This is a genomic window from Streptomyces longwoodensis (genome assembly GCF_001514125.1).
In the GTDB taxonomy this organism is placed as follows: Bacteria; Actinomycetota; Actinomycetes; order Streptomycetales; family Streptomycetaceae; genus Streptomyces; species Streptomyces longwoodensis.
In genome coordinates this window covers 25,131-51,034 of sequence record NZ_KQ948563.1, presented here as the reverse complement: position 1 = coordinate 51,034, position 25,904 = coordinate 25,131, and the positions used below count along the sequence as shown (strand labels likewise).

24 protein-coding genes are annotated in these 25,904 nt (G+C 72.5%); 17 read left to right on the top strand and 7 right to left on the bottom strand.

The window, feature by feature from the left end:
• Positions 1-8: 8 nt before the first annotated feature.
• Positions 9-1,160 carry an NADH-quinone oxidoreductase subunit D gene (locus AQJ30_RS31585; protein ID WP_067240754.1) on the top strand — a complete coding sequence of 384 codons (1,152 nt, stop codon included), beginning with the start codon at positions 9-11 and terminating at the stop codon, positions 1,158-1,160.
• A gap of 44 nt (positions 1,161-1,204) precedes the next feature.
• Here AQJ30_RS31585 and AQJ30_RS31580 read toward each other — a convergent pair whose 3' ends face one another.
• Positions 1,205-2,188, bottom strand: a complete 984-nt coding sequence (locus AQJ30_RS31580) for an SAM-dependent methyltransferase (protein WP_245727226.1) — start codon at positions 2,186-2,188, stop codon at positions 1,205-1,207.
• A 370-nt stretch (positions 2,189-2,558) separates the two neighbouring features.
• On the opposite strand from AQJ30_RS31580, the gene AQJ30_RS31575 reads away from it, so the two are divergent.
• From AQJ30_RS31575 to AQJ30_RS31565, 3 genes are all read left to right on the top strand, one after another.
• Positions 2,559-3,761, top strand: coding sequence for a sensor histidine kinase (locus AQJ30_RS31575; protein ID WP_067240750.1), 1,203 nt, complete (start codon positions 2,559-2,561; stop codon positions 3,759-3,761).
• An 80-nt stretch (positions 3,762-3,841) separates the two neighbouring features.
• Entirely contained in the window at positions 3,842-4,519 is a 678-nt protein-coding gene (locus tag AQJ30_RS31570) for a response regulator (RefSeq protein ID WP_067240748.1), read from the top strand.
• A 135-nt stretch (positions 4,520-4,654) separates the two neighbouring features.
• Positions 4,655-5,287 (top strand): AAA family ATPase, encoded by a 633-nt coding sequence (locus AQJ30_RS31565; protein ID WP_067240746.1) that lies wholly within the window; start codon positions 4,655-4,657, stop codon positions 5,285-5,287.
• A 47-nt stretch (positions 5,288-5,334) separates the two neighbouring features.
• Here AQJ30_RS31565 and AQJ30_RS31560 read toward each other — a convergent pair whose 3' ends face one another.
• The gene (locus AQJ30_RS31560) at positions 5,335-6,441 is read right to left on the bottom strand and encodes a DUF5937 family protein (protein WP_067240744.1); all 1,107 of its coding nucleotides are present in this window, start codon (positions 6,439-6,441) and stop codon (positions 5,335-5,337) included.
• A 42-nt stretch (positions 6,442-6,483) separates the two neighbouring features.
• On the bottom strand, positions 6,484-7,704 hold the full coding sequence (locus AQJ30_RS31555; RefSeq protein WP_067241053.1) for a threonine aldolase family protein: 1,221 nt from the start codon (positions 7,702-7,704) through the stop codon (positions 6,484-6,486).
• Between the two features lie 184 nt (positions 7,705-7,888).
• Here AQJ30_RS31555 and AQJ30_RS31550 point away from each other — a divergent pair, with 184 nt between their 5' ends.
• From AQJ30_RS31550 to AQJ30_RS31505, 10 genes are all read left to right on the top strand, one after another.
• Entirely contained in the window at positions 7,889-8,827 is a 939-nt protein-coding gene (locus AQJ30_RS31550; RefSeq protein WP_067240743.1) for a Rossmann-like and DUF2520 domain-containing protein, read from the top strand.
• On the top strand, positions 8,824-9,816 hold the full coding sequence (gene panC / locus AQJ30_RS31545) for a pantoate--beta-alanine ligase (RefSeq protein ID WP_067240741.1): 993 nt from the start codon (positions 8,824-8,826) through the stop codon (positions 9,814-9,816). Before AQJ30_RS31550 ends, panC begins: the two co-directional genes overlap by 4 nt.
• The gene (locus AQJ30_RS31540) at positions 9,813-11,537 is read left to right on the top strand and encodes an L-aspartate oxidase (protein WP_067240740.1); all 1,725 of its coding nucleotides are present in this window, start codon (positions 9,813-9,815) and stop codon (positions 11,535-11,537) included. The genes panC and AQJ30_RS31540 overlap by 4 nt, the downstream gene beginning before the upstream one ends.
• Entirely contained in the window at positions 11,534-12,526 is a 993-nt protein-coding gene (gene nadC, locus AQJ30_RS31535; protein ID WP_067240738.1) for a carboxylating nicotinate-nucleotide diphosphorylase, read from the top strand. The genes AQJ30_RS31540 and nadC overlap by 4 nt, the downstream gene beginning before the upstream one ends.
• A gap of 16 nt (positions 12,527-12,542) precedes the next feature.
• Positions 12,543-13,340 (top strand): type III pantothenate kinase, encoded by a 798-nt coding sequence (locus AQJ30_RS31530; RefSeq protein ID WP_067240736.1) that lies wholly within the window; start codon positions 12,543-12,545, stop codon positions 13,338-13,340.
• 183 nt (positions 13,341-13,523) lie between these two features.
• Positions 13,524-14,234 (top strand): serine/threonine-protein kinase, encoded by a 711-nt coding sequence (locus AQJ30_RS31525; protein WP_067240735.1) that lies wholly within the window; start codon positions 13,524-13,526, stop codon positions 14,232-14,234.
• 263 nt (positions 14,235-14,497) lie between these two features.
• Positions 14,498-14,677, top strand: a complete 180-nt coding sequence (locus AQJ30_RS31520; protein WP_067240733.1) for a hypothetical protein — start codon at positions 14,498-14,500, stop codon at positions 14,675-14,677.
• Between the two features lie 194 nt (positions 14,678-14,871).
• Positions 14,872-15,336 (top strand): BlaI/MecI/CopY family transcriptional regulator, encoded by a 465-nt coding sequence (locus AQJ30_RS31515; protein ID WP_067241050.1) that lies wholly within the window; start codon positions 14,872-14,874, stop codon positions 15,334-15,336.
• Positions 15,337-15,345: 9 nt separating this feature from the next.
• A complete protein-coding gene (locus tag AQJ30_RS31510) occupies positions 15,346-15,879 on the top strand; it encodes an amino-acid N-acetyltransferase (RefSeq protein WP_067240731.1) in 534 nt (177 codons plus the stop codon).
• Between the two features lie 297 nt (positions 15,880-16,176).
• The gene (locus AQJ30_RS31505) at positions 16,177-16,512 is read left to right on the top strand and encodes a histone-like nucleoid-structuring protein Lsr2 (RefSeq protein ID WP_067240730.1); all 336 of its coding nucleotides are present in this window, start codon (positions 16,177-16,179) and stop codon (positions 16,510-16,512) included.
• On the opposite strand, the gene AQJ30_RS31500 is transcribed toward AQJ30_RS31505, so the two are convergent.
• Positions 16,491-17,219, bottom strand: a complete 729-nt coding sequence (locus tag AQJ30_RS31500; protein WP_245727214.1) for an SCO3374 family protein — start codon at positions 17,217-17,219, stop codon at positions 16,491-16,493. The genes AQJ30_RS31505 and AQJ30_RS31500 overlap by 22 nt on opposite strands.
• Positions 17,220-17,649: 430 nt before the next feature.
• Between AQJ30_RS31500 and AQJ30_RS31495 the strand changes: the two genes are divergently transcribed.
• Positions 17,650-20,175 carry an ATP-dependent Clp protease ATP-binding subunit gene (locus AQJ30_RS31495; RefSeq protein WP_067240728.1) on the top strand — a complete coding sequence of 842 codons (2,526 nt, stop codon included), beginning with the start codon at positions 17,650-17,652 and terminating at the stop codon, positions 20,173-20,175.
• A 104-nt stretch (positions 20,176-20,279) separates the two neighbouring features.
• Here AQJ30_RS31495 and AQJ30_RS31490 read toward each other — a convergent pair whose 3' ends face one another.
• Positions 20,280-20,918: an HAD family acid phosphatase gene (locus AQJ30_RS31490; RefSeq protein WP_067240726.1), complete on the bottom strand. Its 639-nt coding sequence runs from the start codon at positions 20,916-20,918 to the stop codon at positions 20,280-20,282.
• 524 nt (positions 20,919-21,442) lie between these two features.
• On the opposite strand from AQJ30_RS31490, the gene AQJ30_RS31485 reads away from it, so the two are divergent.
• Positions 21,443-22,021, top strand: a complete 579-nt coding sequence (locus AQJ30_RS31485) for a M23 family metallopeptidase (RefSeq protein WP_067240724.1) — start codon at positions 21,443-21,445, stop codon at positions 22,019-22,021.
• A gap of 26 nt (positions 22,022-22,047) precedes the next feature.
• On the opposite strand, the gene AQJ30_RS31480 is transcribed toward AQJ30_RS31485, so the two are convergent.
• Entirely contained in the window at positions 22,048-22,641 is a 594-nt protein-coding gene (locus tag AQJ30_RS31480) for a TetR/AcrR family transcriptional regulator (protein WP_067240723.1), read from the bottom strand.
• A gap of 177 nt (positions 22,642-22,818) precedes the next feature.
• Between AQJ30_RS31480 and AQJ30_RS31475 the strand changes: the two genes are divergently transcribed.
• Positions 22,819-24,405: an MDR family MFS transporter gene (locus AQJ30_RS31475; RefSeq protein ID WP_067240721.1), complete on the top strand. Its 1,587-nt coding sequence runs from the start codon at positions 22,819-22,821 to the stop codon at positions 24,403-24,405.
• A gap of 82 nt (positions 24,406-24,487) precedes the next feature.
• Here AQJ30_RS31475 and cseC read toward each other — a convergent pair whose 3' ends face one another.
• The gene (gene cseC, locus AQJ30_RS31470; RefSeq protein WP_067240720.1) at positions 24,488-25,900 is read right to left on the bottom strand and encodes a two-component system sensor histidine kinase CseC; all 1,413 of its coding nucleotides are present in this window, start codon (positions 25,898-25,900) and stop codon (positions 24,488-24,490) included.
• Positions 25,901-25,904: the final 4 nt, after the last annotated feature.

Sequence of the window (25,904 nt, the reverse complement as noted above, 5' to 3'; positions counted from 1 at the left end):
CTGGGTCCATGACTCCTACGACGGAGACCACGGTCGGGATCGGCGGTGCCGCGGAGAGCACCGACATGGTGCTCAACATCGGACCCCAGCACCCGTCCACGCACGGGGTGCTGCGGCTGCGGCTGCTGCTGGACGGCGAGCGCATCACGCGCGCGGAACCGGTGATCGGCTACATGCACCGGGGCGCGGAGAAGCTCTTCGAGGCGCGCGACTACCGTCAGATCATCATGCTGGCCAACCGCCACGACTGGCTGTCGGCGTTCTCCAACGAGCTGGGCGTGGTCCTCGCCGTGGAGCGGATGCTCGGCATGGAGGTGCCCGAGCGGGCGGTGTGGACGCGCACGCTGCTCGCCGAGCTGAACCGGGTGCTCAACCACCTGATGTTCCTCGGGTCGTACCCGCTGGAACTGGGCGGCATCACGCCGATGTTCCACGCGTTCCGCGAGCGCGAGGTGCTGCAGAACGTCATGGAGGAGGTCTCCGGCGGCCGCATCCACTACATGTTCAACCGCGTCGGCGGCCTCAAGGAGGACCTGCCGGCCGGCTGGACGACGCGCGCCCGGGCCGCCGTCGCCGCCGTCCGCTCCCGCATGGACGTCTACGACGACCTGGTGCTCGGCAACGAGATCTTCCGCGGGCGCACCCGGGGCGTGGGCGCGCTCGCGCCGGAGGCCGTCCACGCGTACGGCGTGAGCGGGCCCATCGCGCGTGCCTCGGGCGTCGACTTCGACCTGCGCCGCGACGAGCCGTACCTCGCCTACGGGGAGCTCCAGGACACCCTGCGGGTCGTCACCCGCAGCGAGGGCGACTGCCTGGCCCGGTTCGAGGTGCTGCTGGCCCAGACGCACAACGCCCTCGACCTCGCGGACGCCTGTCTGGACCGGCTCGCGCAGCTGCCGCCGGGGCCGATCAACCAGCGGCTGCCGAAGGTCCTGAAGGCGCCCGAGGGGCACACGTACGCGTGGACCGAGAACCCCCTCGGGATCAACGGCTACTACCTGGTCAGCAAGGGCGACAAGACCCCGTACCGGCTCAAGCTGCGCTCGGCGTCGTACAACAACATCCAGGTGCTCACCGAGCTGCTGCCGGGGACGCTGGTGGCCGACATGGTGGCGATCCTGGGGTCGATGTTCTTCGTGGTGGGGGACATCGACAAGTAGGTGGCGCCACGCAGGGCGCCGAGCGCACGCAGGGCGCCGAGCGCTCACCCGGCCAGCGGGTCCGGGACGCCCACCGGGTGCAGCAGCCAGCCGAAGTCGCCCAGTCCGCCGGGCGCCGTGAGTTCGGCGGCCTCGCCGGCGCCCGCGAGGGCGCGGACGTAGCCCGCGGGGTCCGTGGAGGCGAGCGCGAGCGGGGGGCGCGTGCCGGTGACGCCGAGGGCGCGCAGGGCGGCGCGCTGGGTGAGGAGGAGGGGGGCGGTCGCACGCGCGTCCGCCGCTGCGGCTGCCGGCGTCGCCGTTCGGGCCGCCTCCGCGCACGCGTCCAGGGCCACGTGGGCCGTGATGTCGCAGGAGCCGTCCGGCACCGGGGGCGTCTCGCGGCCCTCGCGGAAACCGGTGAGCGTGCCGAACGGGGGGCGCGTGGAGCGCGTGTGGGCGTAGTCCACGGCCACCGCGAGCCCCCGCCGCACGGCGGCCACGGCCGAGGCCCACGCGGCGTCCCGGGGCAGCCCGATCTCCGCGCGCGTGCCCTCCTCGGCGGGCAGCGGCCACCAGCGGTCGAGCCACCGCGCCTGCGCCCCGGCCACGGGCTCCCCGAGGCGTTCGGCGCCGTCGTCACGGACCAGGACCAGGCGGGGCACGCCGGTGGCGTCCGCCTCGGCGACGTCGACGGGCACGTTGTCCAGCCACTCGTTGGCGAACAGCAGTCCGGTGACGCCCTCCGGCAGGTCCGCGCGCCACTCCACCCGGGGGTCCAGCCCGGCCGGGCGGTCGGCCAGCTCGACGGCGTACGCGCGCGTGCGGGCGGCCACCTCGGCGGGGAGCGCGGTGAGCACGCCGGTGACCAGCTCGCCCCGGCCCGCGCCCACGTCGACGAAGTCCAGCGCGGCGGGCCGGCCCAGCGCTTCGTCGACCCGGCACAGCAGCCGGGCCACGGCGCCCGCGAACAGCGGCGAGGCGTGCACCGACGTACGGAAGTGGCCCGCGGGGCCCTCGGGCCGCCGGTAGAAGCCCTGGGGGCCGTACAGGGCGCTCTGTGCGGCCGTACGCCAGCCGCGCCAGGTGTCGCCGTCGCCGCCGTCGTCGCCCGCGTCTTGGCTGTCGGCCCCCGTGCCGTGGCCGCCCGTGCCGTGATCGTCGTCGTCCCCGCCGTGGCTCTTCACGCGCGTGCCCTCCCGTCCGTGCCGTGTGATCCGTCGTGCCGTGCCGTGCCGCGCCGTGCCGTGCTGTGCTGTGCTGTGCGTCGCGCCGCCGCTGTCGCCCGGCGTCCGCGGGCCCGTCCGGTCAGCCTAGGGGCACCGATGATCACTGCCTCCACCTTGGGGAGTACGCGCGTCGGGTGCGGATCGGCCCTCCGGTTGACCCCTGCACGCATCTCACTTCCCTACGCTGGGTTACGTGCAGCGCCTCTATGACTTCCTCCGCAGGCACCCGACCGGGGTCGACGGCTTCTGGGCCGTCGTCCTGTTCGGGCTCTCCGTGGTGACCGCGGGAGCCGGCCAGGAGGTCCGGGGCACCGACAACCTGGCGCTGATCATCCCGATCGTGCTGCTTCTCAGCCTGGTCGTGGCGCTGCGCCGGCGGATGCCGGAGAAGATGCTGGTGCTGGCCGGCGCGCTGGGCCTCGCGCAGCTGGTGCTGGACGTGGAGACCACGGTCGCCGACTTCGCGATGCTGGTGATCGTCTACACGGTGGCCGCCACGGGCGCCCGCTGGGCGTCCCGGCTCGCGCTCGGCATGGGCCTGTCGGCGGCGGCCCTGGCGCAGCTGCGCTGGCCGAACGACCAGGCCAGCGTCCCGGGCAACATCGCGATAGTCGTCTTCCAGACGGTGCCGTTCGCGCTCGCCTGGGTGCTCGGCGACTCGATGCGCACCCGGCGCGCGTACTTCGCCCAGCTCGAGGAGCGCGCGGCGCGGCTGGAGAAGGAGCGCGAGGCGCAGGCGAAGGTCGCGGTCGCCGCGGAACGCGCGCGGATCGCGCGTGAGCTGCACGACGTGGTCGCGCACAACGTCTCGGTGATGGTGGTCCAGGCCGACGGCGCCGCCTACGTCCTGGACGCGGCGCCCGACCAGGCCAAGAAGGCCCTGGAGACGATCTCGTCCACCGGACGCCAGGCCCTCGCCGAGATGCGCCGCCTGCTGGGCGTGCTGCGCACCGGTGAGCACCAGGAGGGCGGCGAGTACGTCCCGCAGCCCGACGTGGAGCAGATAGAGGACCTGGTGGAGCAGTGCCGCGGCTCCGGCCTGCCCGTCGACTTCAAGGTCGAGGGCACCCCGCGCCCGCTGCCCAGCGGCGTGGAGCTGACCGCGTACCGCATCGTGCAGGAGGCGCTCACCAACACCCGCAAGCACGGCGGGCCCAACGCGGGCGCGAGCGTGCGGCTGGTCTACTTCGACGACGGGCTCGGCCTGCTCGTCGAGGACGACGGCAAGGGCGCTCCGCACGAGATGTACGAGGAGGGCGGCGCGGACGGCCAGGGCCACGGCCTGATCGGCATGCGGGAACGGGTGGGCATGGTGGGCGGCACCCTGGACGCGGGGCCCCGGCCCGGTGGAGGCTTCCGCATCAGCGCCCTGCTGCCGCTCAAACCGGCGCATTGACGCCGACGCACGCCCCCTGGTGACACCTGTCACGCCCTGCACGACCCACTCGCTCACCCCCTTTGGACGGAAGAGGACCGATGACGATCCGCGTGATGCTCGTCGACGACCAGGTGCTGCTGCGCACCGGGTTCCGGATGGTGCTCGCCGCCCAGCCGGACATGGAGGTCGTCGCGGAGGCGGGCGACGGCGTGGAGGCCCTCCAGGTGCTGAGCGCCACCGCGGTGGACGTCGTGCTGATGGACGTGCGCATGCCGAAGCTGGACGGCGTGGAGACCACCCGTCGTATCTGCGCGGAGGCCGAACCGCCGAAGGTCCTGATCCTGACCACGTTCGACCTCGACGAGTACGCCTTCTCAGCGCTGAAGGCCGGAGCCTCCGGGTTCATGCTCAAGGACGTGCCGCCCGCCGAGCTGCTGGCCGCCATCCGCTCGGTGCACAGCGGGGACGCGGTCGTCGCGCCCTCGACCACCCGTCGGCTGCTCGACCGGTTCGCGCCGATGCTGCCGAGCACCGGCAGGGAGCCCCAGCACAAGGAGCTGGAGCGCCTCACCGAACGCGAACGCGAGGTCATGATCCTGGTCGCCCAGGGCCTGTCCAACGGCGAGATCGCGGCCCGGCTGGTCCTCTCCGAGGCGACCGTGAAGACCCACGTCGGCCGCATCCTCACCAAGCTGGGCCTGCGCGACCGCGTCCAGGTGGTGGTCCTGGCCTACGAGACGGGCCTGGTCCGCGCGGGCGGCGGCGGCCACGGCTGAGCGGGACGGCGGAGCCGTCGGCGCGGTGTGGGACGCGGTCCGCGGGCTCGGTTTGCGGGCTCGTGGTGCGGGTTGGGGGCGCGGAGGACCGGTGAACATCGGCCGGGCGTGACCGGTGTCCCCTAGGGTCGGCGCATGCTCCTGTGGATCAACGGTCCCTTCGGAGGCGGCAAGACACAGACCGCGCACGAGATCCTGCGCCGGCTGCCCGGCAGCGTGATCTGCGACCCGGAGCACCCGGGGTTCGGACTGCGCCGGATGCTCCCGCCCGGGCTGCGGGGGGACTTCCAGGACCTGGTGTCCTGGCGGCAGGGCGTCGTCGAGGTCCTCGACCTGGCGCTGCGCCGGCACGACGGTGTGGTGATCGCGCCCATGACGGTCACCGATCCCCGCTGCTTCGACGAGACCGTCGGCCGGCTCCGCGAGCTCGGTCATGACGTCCGGCACTTCACGCTGCTTGCCGAACGGGAGACCGTGCTGCGGCGGCTGCGCGAGCGCAACCTCGGGCACCTCCTGCGGGCCGTCACGGGCAGGAGCGCCGGACTGCGCCGGGAGAGTTGGGCCGTCGCGCGGCTCGACCACTGCCTGGAGCGCCTCCGCGAGCCCGAGTTCGCCGAGCACCTGTGGACGGACCGCTCGACCGTGCCCAGGACCGCGGACCGGATCGCCGTGCTCGCCGGACTGACGCTCACGCCGAACACCGAAGGGGCCCTGCGCACGCGCCTGCGCCAGGCCCGGGTGGGTCTTCGGCACATCCGGTTCGACTGAGCGGGGGGCGCCAGGGGCGACTCGGCAGAGCATGCCGCCCGGGCCGCTCAGCGCAGGATGCCCTCCAGGAAGTCCGTGCCGAGGCGGGACACCACCGTCACGTCCAGCTGGTGCAGGACGTAGCGGCCGCGGCGGCGCGTGGTGAGCAGGCCCGCCTTCTTCAGAACGCCGAGGTGCCGGGATATCTCGGGTGCGGTCATGCCGTGCGCCTGTGCCAGCTCGCTCGTGGTGTAGGCGCTGCGGGCCAGGTGGCGGCACAGGCGCATGCGGACCGGGTGGGCCAGGGCGGTCATCCGCAGGGCCAGCTGCTCGACCGGGGTCGGCGCGGCCGGTTCGGGGGAGCCGACCGGGTAGTGCAGCACCGGTTGCCAGGCGTACCGGTGCAGGACGCTCAGGTGCGGCCAGCCGAGGCTGGTCGGGACGAGCAGCAGGCCGCCGTCCCCCGTGGCCGAGTGGCCGGTGCCCAGCTTGTCGACGGTGATCCGCGCGGTCGCCTCGTCGAGGGAGAGCGCGGGCGACGTGGCGGTGAGTGCCTCGCCCAGGCCCTTGCGGCGCAGCAGCTCGGTCTTGTGCCGGGCGTCCGCCGCGAGCGGGTGGCGCAGCCGGGACCACACCTCGGCGAAGAACGCCTCGTCGCAGTCCTGGAGGAACTGCCGCAGCCAGGCCCTGGTCCGTGGCGGGTCGTCCAGCAGCCGCTCGCTGAACCGCAGCTGCCGGGGTCCACGCGCCGCGGCCAGCTCCAGCGCCCGCCGCCGCAGGCTCGCGTCGGCCAGCACGTCGGGTCCGTGCGAGCAGTACGGCAGCGCGCAGGTGAACTCCAGCGCGGCGTCCACGAACTGCTCGTCCGTCAGCTTGTCCAGCAGGTCCAGGTCCTCGGCGAGCGTGGCCCCGGGGAGCGTGCTGCGGCCGGGCAGCCCGGCGAACGGCATGAACAGGTCCGAGAACGTCGTCCGCCACAGGAAGTCCGCCTCGCACATGCGGTCGGCCAGGTGCGGGTCGAGCCCCGCGCTCACCCCGGTCACCCAGCCCCGCAGCCCGGGGTGGTGCCCCGGCTCGGACAGCGCGTGCAGCGCCATGCCGAGCTCGGCCAGGGGCGAGGGCACCACGGCCACCCTCTCCGGCCGCAGCCCCGCGACGTCGATGCTCACGCTCATGGGCCCATGGTGCACCCCACCACTGACAGCGCCGCCGCCCGGCTACCCGTGCACCCGGCCGGCCTCCTCCCGCAGCCGGACCACGAAGTCGGCGACCGCCGCCCGTACGTCCTCCGCGCTCCACTCCAGGCCGGAGGCGCGGACGTCGACCTCCGTCCGGGCCAGCCCCGGCACGGTCCCGTCCCAGGCGCGGCCGAACAGCAGGGTCCCGGTCTCCTCCGCCGTGCGGATCGCGGCCTCGGCGACCACGTCGGCGTCGTACGGCAGCCACACCTGGAACTCGTTGGTGTGCGGCACCTCGGGGTGCACCCGCGACCACGGCAGGCCGGCCTCCGCCAGGGCCTCGCGCAGCGCGGCGGCCACCACGCGCGCGTGGCGCACGTACTCGGGCAGGCGCGGCAGCTCCCGCTCCAGCCCGAGGAGTGCCGACAGGGCGGTGGGGAACTGCTGGAAGACCTGACCGCCGTACCGGTGGCGCCAGGTCTTCGCCTCCTCGACCAGCGTGGCAGGCCCGGCGAGCGCGGCGCCGCCGAAGCCGTCCAGGGACTTGTAGAACGACACGTAGACACTGTCGGCGAGCCCCGCGATCTCGTCGAGCGGGCGGCCGAAGTGGACGGTGGACTCCCACAGGCGCGCGCCGTCGAAGTGCACCACCGCGTCGCGCTCGCGCGCCGCCTCCACCAGCTCGTTCAGCTCCTCCCAGGACGGCAGCAGGTACCCGGCGTCCCGCAGGGGGAGTTCGAGCATCAGCGCCCCGAAGGGCTCGGGGCAGTCCCGCACCTCCTGGGCCGTGGGCTGGCGGGGCTCCCCGGTCAGCTGGACCGGCCGCAACCCGCTGACCCGGCTGAACGCATCGCGTTCGTGCACCTCCGGGTGGCCCAGCGCGTGCAGTGCGACCGCCGGGTTCCCCGAGCGCCCGGCCCAGCAGCGCAGGGCGACCTGCTGGGCCATGGTGCCGGTCGGGAAGAACGCCGCGGCCTCCGTGCCGAGCAGTCCGGCGACCTTCCGCTCCAGGGCCTCGACGACGCCGTTGCCGTAGACGTCGACGGACTCGTCCAGGTCGTACACCTCGCCGGCGGCGTCCAGCGAGGCCAGCCGCCCGCGGATCGTGCCCTGCAGCCCGGAGCGCGCGAGCACCCGGCGCGCGCTGCGGGCCGCGCTCCTGCGCCGCTCCCACCGGCGGGTGCGCCGCTCCTCCTCCGACAGCTGCTCGATGGGCCCCTCGTCGGGCACGCGCGTGGTCCGCTCCGTCGTATCGCTCATGTCGGGGATCATGTCGCGCGCGGGGCGGCCGCGGCACCGCATTTCCGTCCGCGCGCCCACCCCGGCACGGCGTGTAGTTACCCACAGCCTGTGGACGAACGGACGCCGCCGGGACAGATCGCGTTAACATGACGAGAAATCGTCCGGTACCCCGAGCGGACTGGAACGGGAAGGCCTCCGTCGCGTGAGTACAAGCCAGCAGCCAGATCCCCGGGACCGTCCCGCGCGGCTCACCGTCGGCGTCGTCGGCGCCGGCCGGGTGGGTCCCGCGCTCGCCGCGTCCCTCCAGCTCGCCGGGCACCGCCCGGTGGCCGCCTCGGGGGTCTCCGACGCCTCCCGCAGACGCGCCGCCCTGCTGCTGCCCGACGTCCCGCTCGTCACGCCCGCCGAGGTCCTGCAGCGCGCCGACCTGGTGCTGCTCACCGTCCCGGACGACGCCCTGCCGGACCTGGTCGAGGGCCTCGCCGGGACCGGCGCCGTACGGCCGGGGCAGCTCATCGTCCACACCTCCGGCCGCTACGGCGCGAAGGTGCTCGACCCCGCCCTGCGCGCGGGCGCGCTGCCGCTGGCGCTGCACCCGGCGATGACGTTCACCGGCACGCCCGTGGACGTGCAGCGGCTCGCCGGGTGCTCCTTCGGCGTCACCGCGCCCGAGGAGCTGCGGCTGGCCGCCGAGGCGCTGGTCATCGAGATGGGCGGCGAGCCCGAGTGGATCGCCGAGGACATGCGGCCGCTCTACCACGCGGCCCTCGCCCTCGGTGCGAACCACCTGGTGACGCTGGTCGCCCAGTCCATGGAGCTGCTGCGCGCCGCCGGCGTCCAGGCACCGGACCGGATGCTCGGCCCGCTGCTCGGCGCCGCGCTGGACAACGCCCTGCGCTCCGGCGACGCCGCCCTCACCGGCCCGGTCGCGCGCGGGGACGCCGGCACCGTCGCCGCGCACGTCGACCAACTACGGCGGCACGCCCCGCAGACCGTCGCCGGCTACCTGGCGATGGCCCGCGCCACCGCCGACCGCGCCCTCGCCCACGGCCTGCTCAAGCCGGAACTCGCCGAGGACCTCCTCGGGGTCCTCGCCGACGGCGACCACGGCACCCACGGCACCGAAGGAGCCGCCGGATGACCACCACCCTGCTGCGCACCGCCGACGACCTGCACGCGCGCGTGCGGCACGGACGCCGGGCCGTCGTGATGACGATGGGCGCCCTGCACGAGGGCCACGCGACCCTCGTGCGCACCGCCCGCGGCATCGCCGGACCGGACGGCGAGGTCGTCGTCACCGTGTTCGTCAACCCGCTGCAGTTCGGCGCGGGCGAGGACCTCGACCGCTACCCGCGCACCCTGGACGCCGACCTGAAGATCGCCGAGGAGGCGGGCGCCGACGTCGTCCTCGCGCCCTCGGTGGACGAGGTCTACCCGGGCGGCGCACCGCAGGTGCGCGTCAGCGCCGGGCCCATGGGGGAGCGCCTGGAGGGCGCCTCGCGGCCGGGCCACTTCGACGGCATGCTCACCGTCGTCGCCAAGCTGCTGCACCTGACCCGCCCGGACGTCGCGCTGTACGGGCAGAAGGACGCCCAGCAGCTCGCCTTGATCCGCCGCATGGTGCGCGACCTGAACTTCGGCGTCGAGATCGTCGGCGTCCCCACCGTGCGCGAGGACGACGGGCTCGCCCTGTCCAGCCGCAACCGCTACCTCTCCCCCGAGGAGCGGCGCACCGCGCTCGCCCTGTCCCAGGCGCTGTTCGCCGGCCGCGACCGGCACGCCGCGCAGGAGGCGCTGCGGGCACGCGCGCGTGAGGTGCCCGCCACGCGCGCGCGGGCCGAGGCGCTCAGCGCGATCGGCGAGTCCCGCGCAGCCGCCGACACGCACGCCGTCGTCAAGGCCGTCCCCGGCTCCGCAGCGGCCGTGCGCGCCGCCGCCCGGCTCGTCCTCGACGAGGCCGCCCGGCTCACCCCGCCGCTCGCCCTGGACTACCTCGCCCTCGTCGACCCCGCCGACTTCACCGAGATCGACGACGACTTCACCGGCGAGGCCGTCCTCGCCGTCGCCGCCCGGGTCGGCTCGACCCGGCTGATCGACAACCTCCCCCTCACCTTCGGAGCCGCCTCGTGACCAGCACAGGCATACGACTGCACGCGCCCGCGCCCGGGTGGTCCATCGCCGCGGACGTGGTGGTCGTCGGCTCCGGCGTCGCCGGCCTGACCGCGGCGCTGCGCTGCGAGGCCGCCGGCCTGGACACCGTCGTCGTCACCAAGGCCCGCCTCGACGACGGCTCCACCCGCTGGGCGCAGGGCGGCATCGCCGCGGCCCTCGGCGAGGGCGACACCCCCGAGCAGCACCTGGACGACACCCTGGTCGCCGGCGCCGGCCTGTGCGACGAGAACGCCGTGCGCCTCCTCGTCACCGAGGGCCCCGACGCCGTGCGCCGCCTCATCGCGACCGGCGCCCACTTCGACGAGTCCGACGAGGGCGGCCTGGAACTCACCCGTGAGGGCGGCCACCACCGCCGGCGCATCGCGCACGCGGGCGGTGACGCGACCGGCGCGGAGATCTCCCGCGCGCTCGTCGAGGCGGTCCGCGCGCGGGGCGTGCGGGCGATCGAGAACGCGCTCGTGCTGGACCTGCTCACCGACGCCGACGGCCGCACCGCGGGCGTCACCCTGCACGTCATGGGCGAGGGCCAGCACGACGGCGTGGGCGCCGTGCACGCACCGGCGGTCGTCCTCGCGACCGGCGGCATGGGCCAGGTGTTCTCCGCGACCACCAACCCGTCGGTGTCGACCGGCGACGGCGTGGCGCTGGCGCTGCGCGCGGGCGCCGAGGTCAGCGACCTGGAGTTCGTGCAGTTCCACCCGACCGTGCTGTTCCTCGGCCCCGACGCGGAGGGCCAGCAGCCGCTGGTCTCCGAGGCGGTACGCGGCGAGGGCGCCCACCTGGTGGACGCCGACGGCGTGCGCTTCATGGTCGGGCAGCACGAGCTGGCCGAGCTCGCCCCCCGCGACATCGTCGCCAAGGGCATCATGCGCCGGATGCAGGAGCAGGACGCCGAGCACATGTTCCTCGACGCCCGCCACTTCGGCGCCGAGATGTGGGAGCACCGCTTCCCGACGATCCTCGCCGCCTGCCGCGCCCACGGCATCGACCCGGTCCACGAGCCCATCCCGATCGCCCCGGCCGCCCACTACGCCTCCGGCGGCGTGCGCACCGACTCCCACGGCCGCACGACCGTGCCGGGCCTGTACGCGTGCGGTGAGGTCGCCTGCACCGGTGTGCACGGCGCCAACCGGCTCGCCTCCAACTCCCTGCTGGAGGGCCTGGTCTACGCCGAGCGCATCGCCGCCGACATCGCGACCGGCCGCTCCGCCGACGGCCTGCCCGCGCGCGAGCCGCAGGCGGTGCCGCAGCCCGAGAAGCCGTCCCACCCGCTGCTCGCCGCCGAGGCCCGGTTCGCCATCCAGCGGATCATGGCCGACGGCGCGGGCGTGCTCCGCTCCGCACCGTCCCTGGAGCAGGCCGCCGACCAGCTCCAGCGGCTGCACGCCGACGCGCGCGACGCGCTCGACGAGAACGGCAAGACCGCCGAGCCCGGCGTCGACACCTGGGAGGCCACCAACCTCCTGTGCGTGGCCCGCGTCCTGGTCGCCGCCGCCGCGCTGCGCGAGGAGACCCGCGGCTGCCACTGGCGCGAGGACCACGCCGGGCGCGACGACACCCGGTGGCGCCGCCACATCGTCGTACGGCTGAATCCGGACCGGACGCTGGCCGTACGCACCACGGACACCGCAGACTTCCCCCCGACCGTCCCCTCGTCCCGGCAGCCCCAGGAGCAGTGAGCGAAGTGAGCAACGACCTTCCCCTCGTCCCGAGCGGAGGCTGCGCCGACGGCTGCGGCTGCGGCGCCGAAGGAGGCGACGCGGACGAGGCGTACCTGGAGTGCGGTCTCGACCCCGCCCTCGCGCAGCTGCTGGCCGACGCCGGACTCGACCCGGTCGAGGTCGAGGACATCGCCAACGTGGCCATCCAGGAGGACCTCGACCACGGCGTGGACGTGACGACCGTCGCGACCATCCCCGAGGAGGCCGTGGCCACCGCCGACTTCGTCGCGCGCGAGGCGGGCGTCGTGGCGGGCCTGCGGGTCGCCGAGGCGGTCCTCTCCGTGGTCTGCACGGACGAGTTCGAGGTCGAGCGGCACGTCGAGGACGGAGACCGCGTCCACCCCGGGCAGAAGCTGCTGTCGGTCACCACGCGCACGCGTGACCTGCTGACCGCCGAGCGCAGCGCGCTCAACATCCTGTGCCGCCTGTCGGGCATCGCCACCGCCACGCGCGCGTGGGCCGACGTCCTGGAGGGCACCAAGGCCCGCGTGCGCGACACCCGCAAGACCACGCCGGGCCTGCGCGCGCTGGAGAAGTTCGCGGTGCGCTGCGGCGGCGGGGTCAACCACCGCATGTCGCTGTCCGACGCGGCCCTCGTCAAGGACAACCACGTGGTCGCCGCGGGCGGCGTCGCCCAGGCCTTCAAGGCCGTCCGGGAGACCTTCCCGGACGTGCCCATCGAGGTGGAGGTCGACACCCTGCACCAGCTGCGCGAGGTCGTGGACGCGGGCGCCGACCTGATCCTGCTGGACAACTTCACCCCCGGAGAGTGCGAGGAGGCCGTCGGCATCGTCGGGCCGCGCGCCCTGCTGGAGGCGTCCGGACGGCTCACCCTGGACACCGCGCGCGCGTACGCCGAGACCGGCGTCGACTTCCTGGCCGTCGGGGCGCTCACGCACTCCTCGCCGATCCTGGACATCGGCCTGGACCTGCGAGCGGCGGAGTAGGGAGCGGGTAGCGGCCATGCTGCTGACGATCGACGTGGGCAACACCCACACCGTGCTCGGCCTGTTCGACGGTGAGGACATCGTCGAACACTGGCGGATCTCGACGGACGCCCGCCGCACGGCCGACGAGCTGGCGGTGCTCCTCCAGGGCCTGATGGGGATGCACCCGCTGCTCGGCGACGAGCTGGGCGACGGCATCGACGGCATCGCCATCTGCGCGACCGTGCCGTCCGTGCTGCACGAACTGCGCGAGGTGACCCGGCGCTACTACGGCGACGTCCCCGCCGTCCTGGTGGAGCCCGGCGTGAAGACCGGGGTGCCGATCCTCACCGACAACCCCAAGGAGGTCGGCGCCGACCGCATTATCAACGCGGTGGCGGCCGTCGAGCTGTACGGCGGGCCGGCCGTCGTCGTGGACTTCGGCACGGCGACGACGTTCGACGCGGTCAGCGCGCGCGGGGAGTACGTCGGCGGCGTCATCGCGCCCGGCATCGAGATCTCGGTGGAGGCGCTGGGCGTCAAGGGCGCGCAGCTGCGCAAGATCGAGGTGGCGCGACCGCGCAGCGTCATCGGCAAGAACACCGTCGAGGCCATGCAGTCGGGCATCGTGTACGGCTTCGCCGGCCAGGTCGACGGCGTGGTGAACCGGATGGTCCGCGAACTCGCGGACGACCCCGACGACGTGACGGTGATCGCCACGGGCGGGCTGGCGCCGATGGTGCTGGGCGAGTCCTCGGTGATCGACGAGCACGAGCCGTGGCTGACCCTGATCGGCCTGCGCCTGGTGTACGAGCGCAACGTCGCGCGCATGTGAGGACGCCGGGACGCACGGACGCGCCCCGCGCGCGGTCCCGTGCCTCCCGGCGGCGCCGGCCATGGGTCCAGGTGAGTGGTCCTGGCGCGACACCCTGCGCGGCGTCCCCGCTTGCGGTGTCCCATTTGTCTGATTAGCGCGTACCGTCGGCGCATGCCCACGCCATACGGATCCCGAGGCGGCATGGCGTTCGGCGTGGAGGAGCTGCGTGTGCTCCGCCGCGCCCTCGCCCTCGCCCTCCAGCCCGAACCCGCCTCGGCCGAGGACGTCCAGGACTGTCTGCGCCTCGCCGAGTCCCTCGACGAGGCGATCCGCGAGGGCGCCCGGCTGCGGGCCTTCCTCGTGGCCGACCTCGCCCGGTACCGCGCCGCCCTGCCCGGCACCGCGGCGGGCTACCTGACGCTCCTGGACGAGGTCCTCGGCACCGGCTACCGCCCCGTCGCCGACGACCTCGCCGCCCTGCGCGCACTGCGCGGCAACCCCGCCGGGGCCGCTCTCCTGGCGCGCTGCCAAGTGCTCGCCGAGCAGGACGTCCGGGCCCGCCTGGCGCGCTGCACGGTCCCGGCGCCGGCCGCCCCCACCGGCACGGTCACGGCGGCCGCCGCCCCCGCCGCACCCACGGTCACCGTCCCCGCCTCCCGGACCCGCTTGCTGGCCCTTCCCGGCGGGCGGGCCGGGAGCGCGGGAGACGGCGCGCCGCGGCCGGAGCGGGCCAAGGAGAAGAGGCCCGCGGACCAGCCCGCCGCCCCGGGGCCCGGCCGTGGCACGCCCCAGCCGGCCCGTCGGCCCGTCCCCACCCCGGGCGAGGTCTTCCCGCGCCGCAAGCCCGCCGCGCCGCCCGCTGAGCCCGAACAGCGCCCGAGTGAGTCGGCCCACCGTCTGGCGGTCGGCTGACCGCCGGACGCCCTCACGCACGCGTCCCGCGCACGCGTCCCACGGACGCATGGAGGGGCCGGTCGCCACGTCGGCCGGCCCCTTCGCCGTACGCCCGACCGCGCCGGGCTGTGCCCGATCGACCCGCACCCGGCCCGGGCCGGCCCGTACGGCTCCCTCCCGTGGACGCTCACGCGCACGCGTAGCGCCCCAGCCCACCAGCGGCCGCGCCCGGGGTGCCACCCCGGCCGGATGTCCGCTTCCTCCGTGGCTACCCTGGATGCATGGACTACGTCTCCGCGCTCGTGCCCCCGGTCGTCATGGCCGTGTTCTTCGTCGGCGTGATCAGGGTGATCGTGAAGACCCAGGGCGGCGCCAACAAGGCCAAGGAGGACGCGGCCGTCGACGCCGCCCTCGCGCGGGCCGAGGGCACCCGTCAGGTGTCCGGCCCCGCCGACGCCTGAGCGCCCCGCCTCCACCGGCGTACGTCTGCCCGCGCGCGCTCCGCGCACGCGTGCCCCTGCGGGGGCCCAGGGAGCCGTACGCCCTTTTTGTTGTGTTCGGCGAGGTAAGCGCCCGTCCCGCACGCCATGGGGGAGATCTACCACTATTGTCTTGAGGTGTGCCTCGCCCCTTGGGAGAACTCGAAGACGCGGTCATGACGCGGGTGTGGAAGTGGAACCGTCCGGTGACCGTTCGAGAAGTCCTGGAGGACATCCAACAGGAACGCTCGATCGCGTACACCACCGTGATGACCGTTTTGGACAATCTCCACCAGAAGGGCTGGGTGCGCCGTGAGGCGGAAGGCCGGGCCTATCGATATGAGGCGGTCTCCACCCGTGCCGCCTACGCGGCCGCCCTCATGAACGACGCCTGGTCCCAGAGCGACAACCCCGCCGCCGCTCTCGTCGCGTTCTTCGGCATGATGAGCGAGGAACAGCGGCGGGCGCTGAGCGATGCCGTGCGCATCGTCCAGGGCCCGGAATCCCCGGGGCCCGCGGAACAGCCGGAAGGCACCCGTCCCGCCGAACCCCGCGAAGAGCGCGAACCCCGCGAAGAGCGCGGACCCGGTGAGAGCGCGGCACGGAACCCCGGCTCGGCAACGGAGCAGGGCGGGCGATAGCGTCCGTACATGTCCGCAGAGAGTCCCGAAGTCCCCGCTAAAGCCATCACCGTCCGGCGGGCCCGGACGAGCGATGTCCCGGCCGTGCGGCGTCTCCTTGACGCGTACGTCCGTGCGGGCATCCTGCTGGACAAAGCGACGGTGACGCTTTACGAGGACATCCAGGAGTTCTGGGTGGCGGAACGCGACGACAACGCGGAGGTCGTGGGCTGCGGCGCCCTGCACGTGATGTGGGAAGACCTGGCGGAAGTGCGCACGCTGGCCGTGAAGCCCGGCCTCAAGGGCGCCGGCGTCGGCCACCAGTTGTTGGAGAAGTTGCTGCACACCGCGCGCTGGCTCGGGGTCCGGCGCGTTTTCTGTCTGACCTTCGAAGTCGACTTCTTCGGCAAGCACGGCTTCGTGGAGATCGGTGAGACGCCCGTCGACACCGATGTCTACGCCGAGCTCCTGCGTTCCTATGACGAGGGCGTCGCGGAGTTCCTCGGGCTGGAGCGGGTGAAACCGAACACCTTGGGCAACAGCCGGATGCTTCTGCATCTGTGATCGCCGGGGATCGGCGAAGCGTCGTCCCGGTGTATTCCGCCCTTCGCCGGTCCTTCCCGGTGCGCTTCCCCGTACCGTTCCCTGGGCCCTTCCCCGTCTTCCCCACGTGCCCCTATGTCCGAAACGCGTACGTTTCCCGCCGGGTGGCGGGTGGTCGGTCTCTGCCGGGGGTTTGTGTTTTCCCGGCAAAAGCGGTTTGCTTTCCGACGTAACGCAGTACTGCATATAAGGGGGGAGCGGCGAAACGGCGGACGCCGCGGACCCCCGGCCCTCACGTTATCGATGAAAGGAAATCCGGTGGCACAGAAGGTTCAGGTCCTTCTTGTCGACGACCTCGACGGTGGCGAGGCGGACGAGACCGTGACGTTCGCGCTGGACGGCAAGACGTACGAGATCGATCTCACGACTGCGAATGCGGACAAGCTGCGCAGCCTTCTCGACCCCTATGTCAAGGGTGGTCGTCGTACCGGGGGCCGCTCTTCGGGCGGACGCGGAAAGGCCCGTGCCGCTTCCGGTGGCAGCCAGGACACCGCTGCCATCCGCGCGTGGGCGAAGGAGCAGGGTCTCGAGGTCAACGACCGCGGCCGGGTTCCCGCGGCCATCCGTGAGGCCTACGAGAAGGCCAACGGCTGAGCGCCGGCGCGTCGCAGCCGGACGCGGTGACACTCGGTCGCCACCGTGTCCACCAGCCGTACGAGATCGGGGGCGCCCCCAGTGGCCCCCGGCGTCGGCAGTGCCGACAGTGTCGGCAGCGAGGCCTCGACCTCGCACCCGGCCCCGGGGGGCCGCAGCCACACGGCGGCCCCCTGCGCAGGCCCCTCCGGCCCCCTGGCGGCACCCGGTCCCCGCGGGCTCGACGCGCGTACGCCCACGCCCTGGCCCGGTAGACCCGCCCCCGGCGGTCCGGGCGGCAGCGGCGCCTCGATCGTCCCGCCCGCGCCGATCGCCGCGATGTCCAGCGGCAGGCCGCCCCACTCCAGCCACCGCAGGACGCCCGGCAGCTCCTCCGCGCTGCCCGCGGCCACCAGCAGCCACATCCGCTGCCCGCGCACGGCCACGGGTGCCGTGCCCGGCGCCAGGCGCCGCAGGGCCGCCTGTCCGGCCGCGGCGGGGACGTCCAGGACGTCGAAGCGCCGGCCCGCGATAAGTCGTACCGGCGTTCCGGGCACTGTCGCCCATCCCAGGTCGTTCTCGTACCAGCCGCGGATCCGCTCGTCCGGGTCCTGCGGCCGACGGGGGTACGGGAGGAGAGGGCCGGGGATGAGTCGAGTGACGGACGGGGTCGTGTGCGAGACCTCCGCGGCCGCCTCCGAGGCGGTCTTCGGCGCTGAGCCAGTCATGTCAGCGCCAACCGCGCGGAGGACCGTGGAGTTACGCTGGGTGCCCTTACGGGTGCGCACGGTGTCGAGCAAGGGAGCGCGTCGGGGTGGGGGGAGGCGCAAGGTTGTTCGCCCGTAGCGGAGGGAATGGGGGCGCGCGGCATGGACTGTCTGTGCGCGCGGGTAAGACATCCCTAGTGGGAGGGGGCGACGCGCGGGAAAGGCCGTCTCACGTTCGCCATCGGCGTAGTGGCGACTGGGGTATCTGCCTGGCCTGCGGGAACATCGTCTCGCACCATCGGGTTGGAGCAGATGTCGGCGTTCGGGGTCAGGAGGCCATCGACGGTGTCGGCAGTTGGAATGAGCGGTCCCCGCTTGCGGGACTAAGCTGCGGAAGGACAGGGAGGGGAAGTTCCCCCCACTGCCTGACCGCTCTGAGGAGCGATTAACGATGTTCGAGAGGTTCACCGACCGCGCGCGGCGGGTTGTCGTCCTGGCTCAGGAAGAAGCCCGGATGCTCAACCACAACTACATCGGCACCGAGCACATCCTCCTGGGCCTGATCCACGAGGGTGAGGGTGTCGCCGCCAAGGCCCTTGAGAGCCTCGGGATTTCGCTCGAGGCGGTCCGCCAGCAGGTGGAGGAGATCATCGGTCAGGGCCAGCAGGCCCCGTCCGGGCACATCCCCTTCACCCCCCGTGCCAAGAAGGTCCTGGAGCTGTCGCTCCGCGAGGCCCTTCAGCTGGGCCACAACTACATCGGCACGGAGCACATCCTGCTCGGCCTGATCCGCGAGGGCGAGGGCGTCGCCGCCCAGGTCCTCGTCAAGCTGGGCGCTGATCTGAACCGCGTGCGGCAGCAGGTGATCCAGCTGCTCTCCGGTTACCAGGGCAAGGAGACCGCCACCGCCGGCGGGCCTGCCGAGGGCACCCCCTCGACGTCCCTGGTCCTCGACCAGTTCGGCCGGAACCTCACCCAGGCCGCTCGTGAGTCCAAGCTCGACCCGGTCATCGGGCGCGAGAAGGAGATCGAGCGGGTCATGCAGGTGCTGTCCCGCCGTACCAAGAACAACCCGGTGCTGATCGGTGAGCCCGGCGTCGGCAAGACCGCCGTCGTCGAGGGCCTCGCCCAGGCCATCGTCAAGGGCGAGGTCCCCGAGACGCTGAAGGACAAGCACCTCTACACGCTGGACCTCGGCGCCCTGGTCGCCGGCTCCCGCTACCGCGGTGACTTCGAGGAGCGCCTGAAGAAGGTGCTCAAGGAGATCCGCACCCGCGGCGACATCATCCTGTTCATCGACGAGCTGCACACGCTGGTCGGTGCGGGTGCCGCCGAGGGCGCCATCGACGCCGCTTCGATCCTGAAGCCGATGCTGGCCCGCGGTGAGCTGCAGACCATCGGTGCGACCACGCTGGACGAGTACCGCAAGCACCTGGAGAAGGACGCGGCCCTGGAGCGCCGCTTCCAGCCCATCCAGGTCGCGGAGCCGTCCCTGCCGCACACCATCGAGATCCTCAAGGGCCTGCGCGACCGGTACGAGGCGCACCACCGCGTCTCCATCACCGACGAGGCGCTGGTCCAGGCCGCCACCCTGGCCGACCGGTACATCTCGGACCGCTTCCTGCCGGACAAGGCGATCGACCTGATCGACGAGGCCGGTTCCCGGATGCGCATCCGCCGGATGACCGCTCCGCCGGACCTGCGCGAGTTCGACGAGAAGATCGCCTCCGTCCGCCGGGACAAGGAGTCCGCGATCGACTCGCAGGACTTCGAGAAGGCCGCCTCCCTGCGCGACAAGGAGAAGCAGCTCCTGGCCGCCAAGGCCAAGCGGGAGAAGGAGTGGAAGGCCGGCGACATGGACGTCGTCGCCGAGGTCGACGGCGAGCTGATCGCCGAGGTCCTCGCCACGGCCACCGGCATCCCGGTCTTCAAGCTGACCGAGGAGGAGTCCAGCCGCCTGCTCCGCATGGAGGAGGAGCTGCACAAGCGGGTCATCGGCCAGAACGACGCCGTCAAGGCGCTGTCGAAGGCGATCCGCCGTACGCGTGCGGGTCTGAAGGACCCGAAGCGTCCGGGTGGCTCGTTCATCTTCGCCGGCCCGTCCGGTGTCGGTAAGACCGAGCTGTCCAAGGCGCTCGCCGAGTTCCTCTTCGGTGACGAGGACGCGCTGATCTCCCTCGACATGTCGGAGTTCAGCGAGAAGCACACGGTCTCGCGCCTCTTCGGTTCGCCCCCCGGCTACGTGGGCTACGAGGAGGGCGGCCAGCTGACGGAGAAGGTGCGCCGCAAGCCGTTCTCGGTCGTCCTCTTCGACGAGGTCGAGAAGGCCCACCCGGACATCTTCAACTCGCTGCTGCAGATCCTGGAGGACGGTCGCCTGACCGACTCCCAGGGCCGGGTCGTGGACTTCAAGAACACGGTCATCATCATGACGACCAACCTCGGCACCCGGGACATCTCCAAGGGCTTCAACCTGGGCTTCGCGGCCTCGGGTGACACGAAGACCAACTACGAGCGCATGAAGAACAAGGTGTCGGACGAGCTCAAGCAGCACTTCCGCCCCGAGTTCCTCAACCGCGTCGACGACGTGGTCGTCTTCCCGCAGCTCACGCAGGAGGACATCCTGCGGATCGTCGACCTGATGATCGGCAAGGTGGACGAGCGCCTGAAGGACCGGGACATGGGCATCGAGCTGTCCCAGGCCGCCAAGGAGCTGCTGGCCAAGAAGGGTTACGACCCCGTGATGGGCGCGCGGCCGCTGCGCCGCACGATCCAGCGCGAGATCGAGGACACCCTGTCGGAGAAGATCCTCTTCGGCGAGGTCCGCCCCGGTCAGATCGTGGTCGTGGACACCGAGGGCGAGGGCGAGACCCAGACCTTCACCTTCCGCGGCGAGGAGAAGTCGGCGCTGCCCGACGTCCCGCCGATCGAGCAGGCGGCCGGCGGTGCCGGGCCGAACCTGAGCAAGGAGGCCTAGCCTCCGCGCTCGGCCTGAACGGACGAGGGGCCGGCCCCGGGACACATGTCCCGGGGCCGGCCCTTTTCCCTGTCTGCGGGCCCGTGGGGCCTCAGGGGCGGCCGTCAGGACAGCTGGCCGTTGTAGTCCGGCAGCTTGAACGTCTTCTCGGCGTGGCCGCCCGACAGGTCGGTGGCGCTGTTGCCGATGTTCGCGATGATCGTGTAGCCCTTGTTCTCGATGCCGACGCGCTGGGCGGTCTTGTAGGCGCCGACGTTCTTGAAGAGGTCGAACAGGCCGCGGACGGAGAGGCCGGAGACCTCGTAGCCGTCGTGCTCGAGGTTGTACTCGGTGGGCAGCGCGATGATGCCGGGCCGGGCGGTGACGAAGAACAGGGAGACGCCGTGCTCCTGGGCGTAGCGGGCGACGTCGAGGACGGGCCTGTTCGCCGGCTGCGGGAAACTGAAGCCGAAGTCGGTCTCCAGCGCGGTGTTGTCGACGTCCAGGACGATGGCCTGCCTCTCGCCGGGCCGGGCGGCGGCGATGCGCTGCTTCAGGTACGGCAGTGCCTGGTCCATGACGGCCCGGCAGTCCTGCTGCCAGGTGGCGTAGTCGACGTCCGCAGCGGCGGCCGTGGCGGCGGCCGTGGTGCGGGCGGGCGCGGTGTCCGTCGCCGCGTCGGCCGGGGCGGCCAGGGCCACGAGGGCGGTCGCGGAGACGACGGTCACCGAGGCGTTGCGCAGCCAGGCACGTCTGTGGGTCATGTGGGGGTCCTCTCCCGTTCAACGCTGCTGTGTCGTGTGCATGTTCGTCGGCGAGGGTGGCGCGAGAGGAACCGTAGGGTTACCGGACGGTAGGGCGCTAGAGGCGTGCGTCACCCAAAGGGGCCCCGCCGGTGACGGCGGTCACCATCCGGCCGTCGGTTGGGGCGACATGACGATGCGTCAGGAGGGTGGCCCGGGTCACCTCTTCGGGGTCGTGGGCCACGGCCCCCGGTGACATGCCGCACAGGCGGATTCGGTAGTACTAGCGGGAATAGTCGCCACACAGAGTGGGGCAAAACGGACAGCGGAGATGGACCTCAATGCCCGTTTTCGCCGTACTGCACGGAATGACCGCCAGGAACCCTTCTGTCAAGAAGTGGGAAAGTTCTGTGTTCACGTACTACTTTCCGTCGTAGGTCACGCGTTTGGGTGGGGATGGGAGTGCGGGTTACCAAGGACTGGCCCACCCGGCAGGCGTCCTCGCCCCGGGGGGTGACCCCCGCTCCCGACCTCATGAGGTTTCGATGTTCCACCGCGCCATGAACCGCTCTTCCCGTACGTCCCTGCTTCGCACCCGCGTGGCCGTCGGGGCCGCTGCCCTGGGTGCCACCGCGGTCGTGCTGGGCGGCGGAGTGGCGACGGCCGCCGAGCACACCAGCGTGACGGCCGTCAGCAAGAAGGCCGCTTCCTGGGTCGACCCGGTCAAGCACTACGAGCTGTCCGCCGGCTTCGCCCAGTCCGGCAGCCACTGGGTCGCCAAGCACAGCGGCCAGGACTTCGCGGTGCCGATCGGCACCAACGTCGTCGCCGCGCACGGCGGCACCGTCGTCAAGGCCGGCGGCAACGGCGCCGGTGACGGCCCCGCCTACGGCAACGCCATCGTGATCAAGCACGCCAACGGCGTCTACTCGCAGTACGCGCACCTGTCGCGCATCGACGTCAAGATCGGCCAGGTCGTCAAGACCGGCCAGCACATAGCCAAGTCCGGCAACACCGGCAACTCCACCGGCCCGCACCTGCACTTCGAGATCCGCACGACGCCGAACTACGGCTCCGCGGTCAACCCGGTCAGCTTCCTGCGCGCCAAGGGCGTCACCGTCTGACCCCTCGGGCGGGGTGAGTGACTCGGTCAGCCGCCCTGGTGGGCCTGGGTCACCAGATCGATGGCGACCTCGAGGACGGCCGCGCGCTTCTCCTCGGGGTCGACCTCCAGGTCCTGCAGCACGAACATGCCGGCGTGCAGCGTGAAGAGCGCGCTGATGCAGCGGACCTGGTCGGTCAGCGGGGCGTCCGGATCGATGATGATCTCCCGCAGACCCTGCATCCGGCTCTTGAAGGACTCGCCGATGCGCAGCTCGCGGATCGTCGCCTGGTTCTCCTGCATGAAGCGGAAGAGCGGGGCGGCGTCGTCGAGCGCCTGGCCGTAGCGCCGCACGATCTCCTGCTTGGTCTCCAGGGTGTGCGGCTGCTCCCGGCCCCACTCGATCAGGTCTTCGATCGGCTGCGTCAGATCCTGGAAGATGCTGACGAGGATCTCTTCCTTCGTCTTGAAGTGGTAGTACAGGGCCGCCTTCGTCACATCGAGCCGCTCCGCGATCTCGCGGAGCGACGTCTTGTCGTAGCCCTGCTCGGCGAAGAGTTCGAGCGCCACGTCCTGGATGCGCTGGCGGGTGTTCCCGCGCCGCTGCTGCTTGGTGCCGTCGTCGTCCATGGTGACGTCCATCCTCGTACTCCTCGCGTCCCCGCGAGAACGTGGGTCCCCCGCGGGGGCGTGTGTGCCGCCCAGCAGGTGTGCCCTCCGGAAACTTACTTGACGACCGGCTAGTGACAGGTCTACCTTCCCAGTGTACTGAACTAGCCGGGCGGCAAGTAAGTAGCAGCCCTGGGGGAGTGGGACGAGATGGCGGACACACAGCCGGCCGTGGCGGCCGGGACCAGCGAGGGCAAAAAGCCCAAGAGCGTGCGGGTGGTCCTGCTCGCACTGATGATCACGATGATGCTCGCGATGCTCGACAACATGATCGTGGGCACCGCGATGCCGACGATCGTCGGCGAGCTCGGCGGGCTCGAACACCTTTCCTGGGTGGTGACCGCGTACACCCTCGCGACCGCCGCCGCCACGCCGATCTGGGGCAAGCTCGGCGACATGTACGGCCGCAAGGCCACCTTCATGACCTCGATCGTGCTCTTCCTGATCGGGTCCGCGCTCAGCGGCATGGCCCAGAACATGGGCGAGCTGATCGGCTTCCGCGCCGTGCAGGGCCTGGGCGCCGGCGGTCTGATGGTCGGCGTCATGGCGATCATCGGTGACCTGATCCCGCCCCGCGAGCGTGGCAAGTACCAGGGCATGATGGCCGCCGTCATGGCCGTCGCGATGATCGCCGGACCGCTCGTCGGCGGCACGATCACCGACCACTGGGGCTGGCGGTGGGCCTTCTACATCAACCTGCCGCTCGGCGTCGTCTCCCTCGGCCTGATCAGCGCCGTGCTGCACCTGCCGAAGAAGCGGTCCAAGGCGGGCATCGACTACCTCGGCGTGATCCTGCTGACGGTCGGCATCACCTCGATCGTGCTGGTCACCACCTGGGGCGGCACGGAGTACGCCTGGACGTCCGCGCGGATCATGGAGCTGATCGGCATCGGCGTCGCCGCGCTCGTCGGGTTCGTGTTCTGGCAGACCAAGGCCGCCGAGCCGGTCGTCCCGCTGCACATCTTCCGCAGCCGCAACTTCACCCTCATGTCGGTCATCGGCTTCATCACCGGCTTCGTGATGTTCGGCGCGACCCTCTTCCTGCCGCTCTACCAGCAGTCCGTGCAGGGCGCGTCCGCGACCAACTCGGGCCTGCTGCTCCTGCCGATGCTCGGCGCGATGCTCGTCACCTCCATGATCGCGGGCCGGATCACCACCAACACCGGCCGCTACAAGGTCTTCCCGGTCATCGGCAGCGCCTTCATGATCGTCGGCCTGTACCTGCTGTCCACGATGGACACCGGCACCACCCGGCTCACCTCCGGCCTGTTCATGGCGGTCCTCGGCCTCGGCATGGGATGCCTGATGCAGATCACCATGCTGGTCGCGCAGAACAGCGTGGAGATGCGGGACATGGGCGTCGCGTCCTCCTCGACCACCCTGTTCCGTACGCTCGGGTCCTCCTTCGGCGTCGCGATCATGGGCGCGCTGTTCAACCACCGGGTCCAGGACGTCATGAGCGAGCGTGCCGGGTCGATCGGCTCGAAGGTCACCGAGCAGTCCGCCCAGCTCGACGCGGCCAGCCTGGCGAAGCTGCCGGCCGCGGCCCGCGAGGCCTACCAGTACGCCGTGTCCGACGGCACCCACGCGGCCTTCGTCCTCGGGTCCGTGGTGGCCGTGGTCGCCCTGGTCGCCGCCGTCTTCGTCAAGGAGGTGCCGCTCAAGGGGGCGGGCCCCAAGAGCGAGGACGCGCCGGCCGAGGCCGCGCCGCAGCCGCCCGTCGTCGAAGCGGTCTGAGCCCTACGGCTCCGGCTTCCCCCATCGAAGGCCCCCGGCGGGTGTCCGCCCCGGGGGCCTTCTCCTGTGCCTGGGGCCTCTCCTACGGGCCCAAGGGCCGGGGTCCTACCGGCGGGCCGGGTCTGGGTCCCTGCGGTGAGGCCGCGCCCGGGAGCGGCAGCACCGGGTAGCTGCCCGTGTTGGTCGGGGCGTGTTCCGGCAGCCACAGCACGGCCACCGCGCCCTCCGCCGGTACGTGGTCGGGGGCGCCCGCGGGGCGGACGTTGCGGAAGGTGAGGCGGGCGCCCAGGACGCGGGCCTGGCCCGCGGCGATGGTCAGGCCGAGGCCGTGCCCGTGCCCGGAGCGGTCGGTGCTGCCGGTGCGGAAGCGGCTCGGGCCCTCGGCGAGCAGCGCCTCGGGGAAGCCGGGGCCGTGGTCGCGGACCCGGATGACGCGGCCCTCGACGGTGACCTGGATCGGCGGTCTGCCGTGGCGGGCGGCGTTGGCCAGCAGGTTGAACAGCACGCGCTCCAGGCGGCGCGGGTCGGTGGTGACCTCCGACTCGTGCACCACCCGCACCTCGACGTCCGGGTCCTTCGCCGCGACCCGCCGGGTGACGAACTCGCCCAGCATGATGTCCTGCAGCTCGGCCCGCTCGGAAGCGCCGTCCAGCCGGGCCACCTCCAGCACGTCCTCGACGAGCGTGCGCATCGCCTGGGCGCGGTCCAGCACCAGCTCGGTCGGCCGCCCGGGAGGCAGCAGCTCGGCGGCGGTGAGCAGCCCGGTCACCGGGGTGCGCAGCTCGTGCGCGATGTCGGCGGTGACCCGGCGCTCGGCCTCCAGCCGCTGCTGGAGGGCGTCCGCCATGGCGTCCACCGCGCTGGCCAGGTCGTCGGTCTCGTCGCGGACGACCCCGCCGATCGCGTCCCGCACGCGCACGTCCGTCTCGCCCTTGGCGACCTGGTTCGCCGCGGCCGCCGCCTTGCGCAGCCGCCGCGAGAGCTGCCCGCCGATGAGCACGCCGAGCGCGCTGCCGCCGAGGACGACCGCGATGGAGCCGATCACCAGGGCCTGGTCGAGGTCGTTGAGGATGTCCGTGCTGCGGTCGGTGAAGCCGGTGTGCAGGGACATCACGTGCCCGTCCTTGAGCGGCATCGCCGCCCAGATGTCGGGCACCCCGCCCGCCCGGTCGGCCACGAACGTGGCCCGGCGGCCGTCCTCGACCTTCTGCCGCAGCTCGGCCGGCAGCCGCGGGTCGTCGATCTTGACGCTGGGGAAGTTCGGCCGGCCGGACAGCTCGTAGTTGCGCTGGGCGATCCGGACCCGCTCGTCGGCGAGGTCACGGGCGTTGTCCAGCATCGACACCCGGGCGGCGTTGTGCACGACCAGGCTCAGCGCGATCGCCACCAGCGCGCCGACCAGCGCGATCGCCGCGCTCAGCTTCCACCGCAGGCCCGTCCGCATGCCCGCGCGTTCCACGCGGGCCGGAACCAGGTGCCGCACCATCCCCCGCATCCCC

Coding starts and splice junctions, on each gene's coding strand:
- AQJ30_RS31490 (WP_067240726.1), bottom strand. CDS start 20,918: ATGACCCACAGACGTGCCTGGCTGCGCAACGCCTCGGTGACCGTCGTC.
- AQJ30_RS31480 (WP_067240723.1), bottom strand. CDS start 22,641: ATGGACGTCACCATGGACGACGACGGCACCAAGCAGCAGCGGCGCGGG.
- AQJ30_RS31560 (WP_067240744.1), bottom strand. CDS start 6,441: ATGAGCGTGAGCATCGACGTCGCGGGGCTGCGGCCGGAGAGGGTGGCC.
- AQJ30_RS31500 (WP_245727214.1), bottom strand. CDS start 17,219: ATGACTGGCTCAGCGCCGAAGACCGCCTCGGAGGCGGCCGCGGAGGTC.
- AQJ30_RS31565 (WP_067240746.1), top strand. CDS start 4,655: ATGCTCCTGTGGATCAACGGTCCCTTCGGAGGCGGCAAGACACAGACC.
- AQJ30_RS31520 (WP_067240733.1), top strand. CDS start 14,498: ATGGACTACGTCTCCGCGCTCGTGCCCCCGGTCGTCATGGCCGTGTTC.
- AQJ30_RS31555 (WP_067241053.1), bottom strand. CDS start 7,704: ATGAGCGATACGACGGAGCGGACCACGCGCGTGCCCGACGAGGGGCCC.
- panC (WP_067240741.1), top strand. CDS start 8,824: ATGACCACCACCCTGCTGCGCACCGCCGACGACCTGCACGCGCGCGTG.
- AQJ30_RS31515 (WP_067241050.1), top strand. CDS start 14,872: ATGACGCGGGTGTGGAAGTGGAACCGTCCGGTGACCGTTCGAGAAGTC.
- AQJ30_RS31585 (WP_067240754.1), top strand. CDS start 9: ATGACTCCTACGACGGAGACCACGGTCGGGATCGGCGGTGCCGCGGAG.
- AQJ30_RS31525 (WP_067240735.1), top strand. CDS start 13,524: ATGGCGTTCGGCGTGGAGGAGCTGCGTGTGCTCCGCCGCGCCCTCGCC.
- AQJ30_RS31485 (WP_067240724.1), top strand. CDS start 21,443: ATGTTCCACCGCGCCATGAACCGCTCTTCCCGTACGTCCCTGCTTCGC.
- cseC (WP_067240720.1), bottom strand. CDS start 25,900: ATGCGGGGGATGGTGCGGCACCTGGTTCCGGCCCGCGTGGAACGCGCG.
- AQJ30_RS31475 (WP_067240721.1), top strand. CDS start 22,819: ATGGCGGACACACAGCCGGCCGTGGCGGCCGGGACCAGCGAGGGCAAA.
- AQJ30_RS31510 (WP_067240731.1), top strand. CDS start 15,346: ATGTCCGCAGAGAGTCCCGAAGTCCCCGCTAAAGCCATCACCGTCCGG.
- AQJ30_RS31530 (WP_067240736.1), top strand. CDS start 12,543: ATGCTGCTGACGATCGACGTGGGCAACACCCACACCGTGCTCGGCCTG.
- AQJ30_RS31495 (WP_067240728.1), top strand. CDS start 17,650: ATGTTCGAGAGGTTCACCGACCGCGCGCGGCGGGTTGTCGTCCTGGCT.
- AQJ30_RS31570 (WP_067240748.1), top strand. CDS start 3,842: ATGACGATCCGCGTGATGCTCGTCGACGACCAGGTGCTGCTGCGCACC.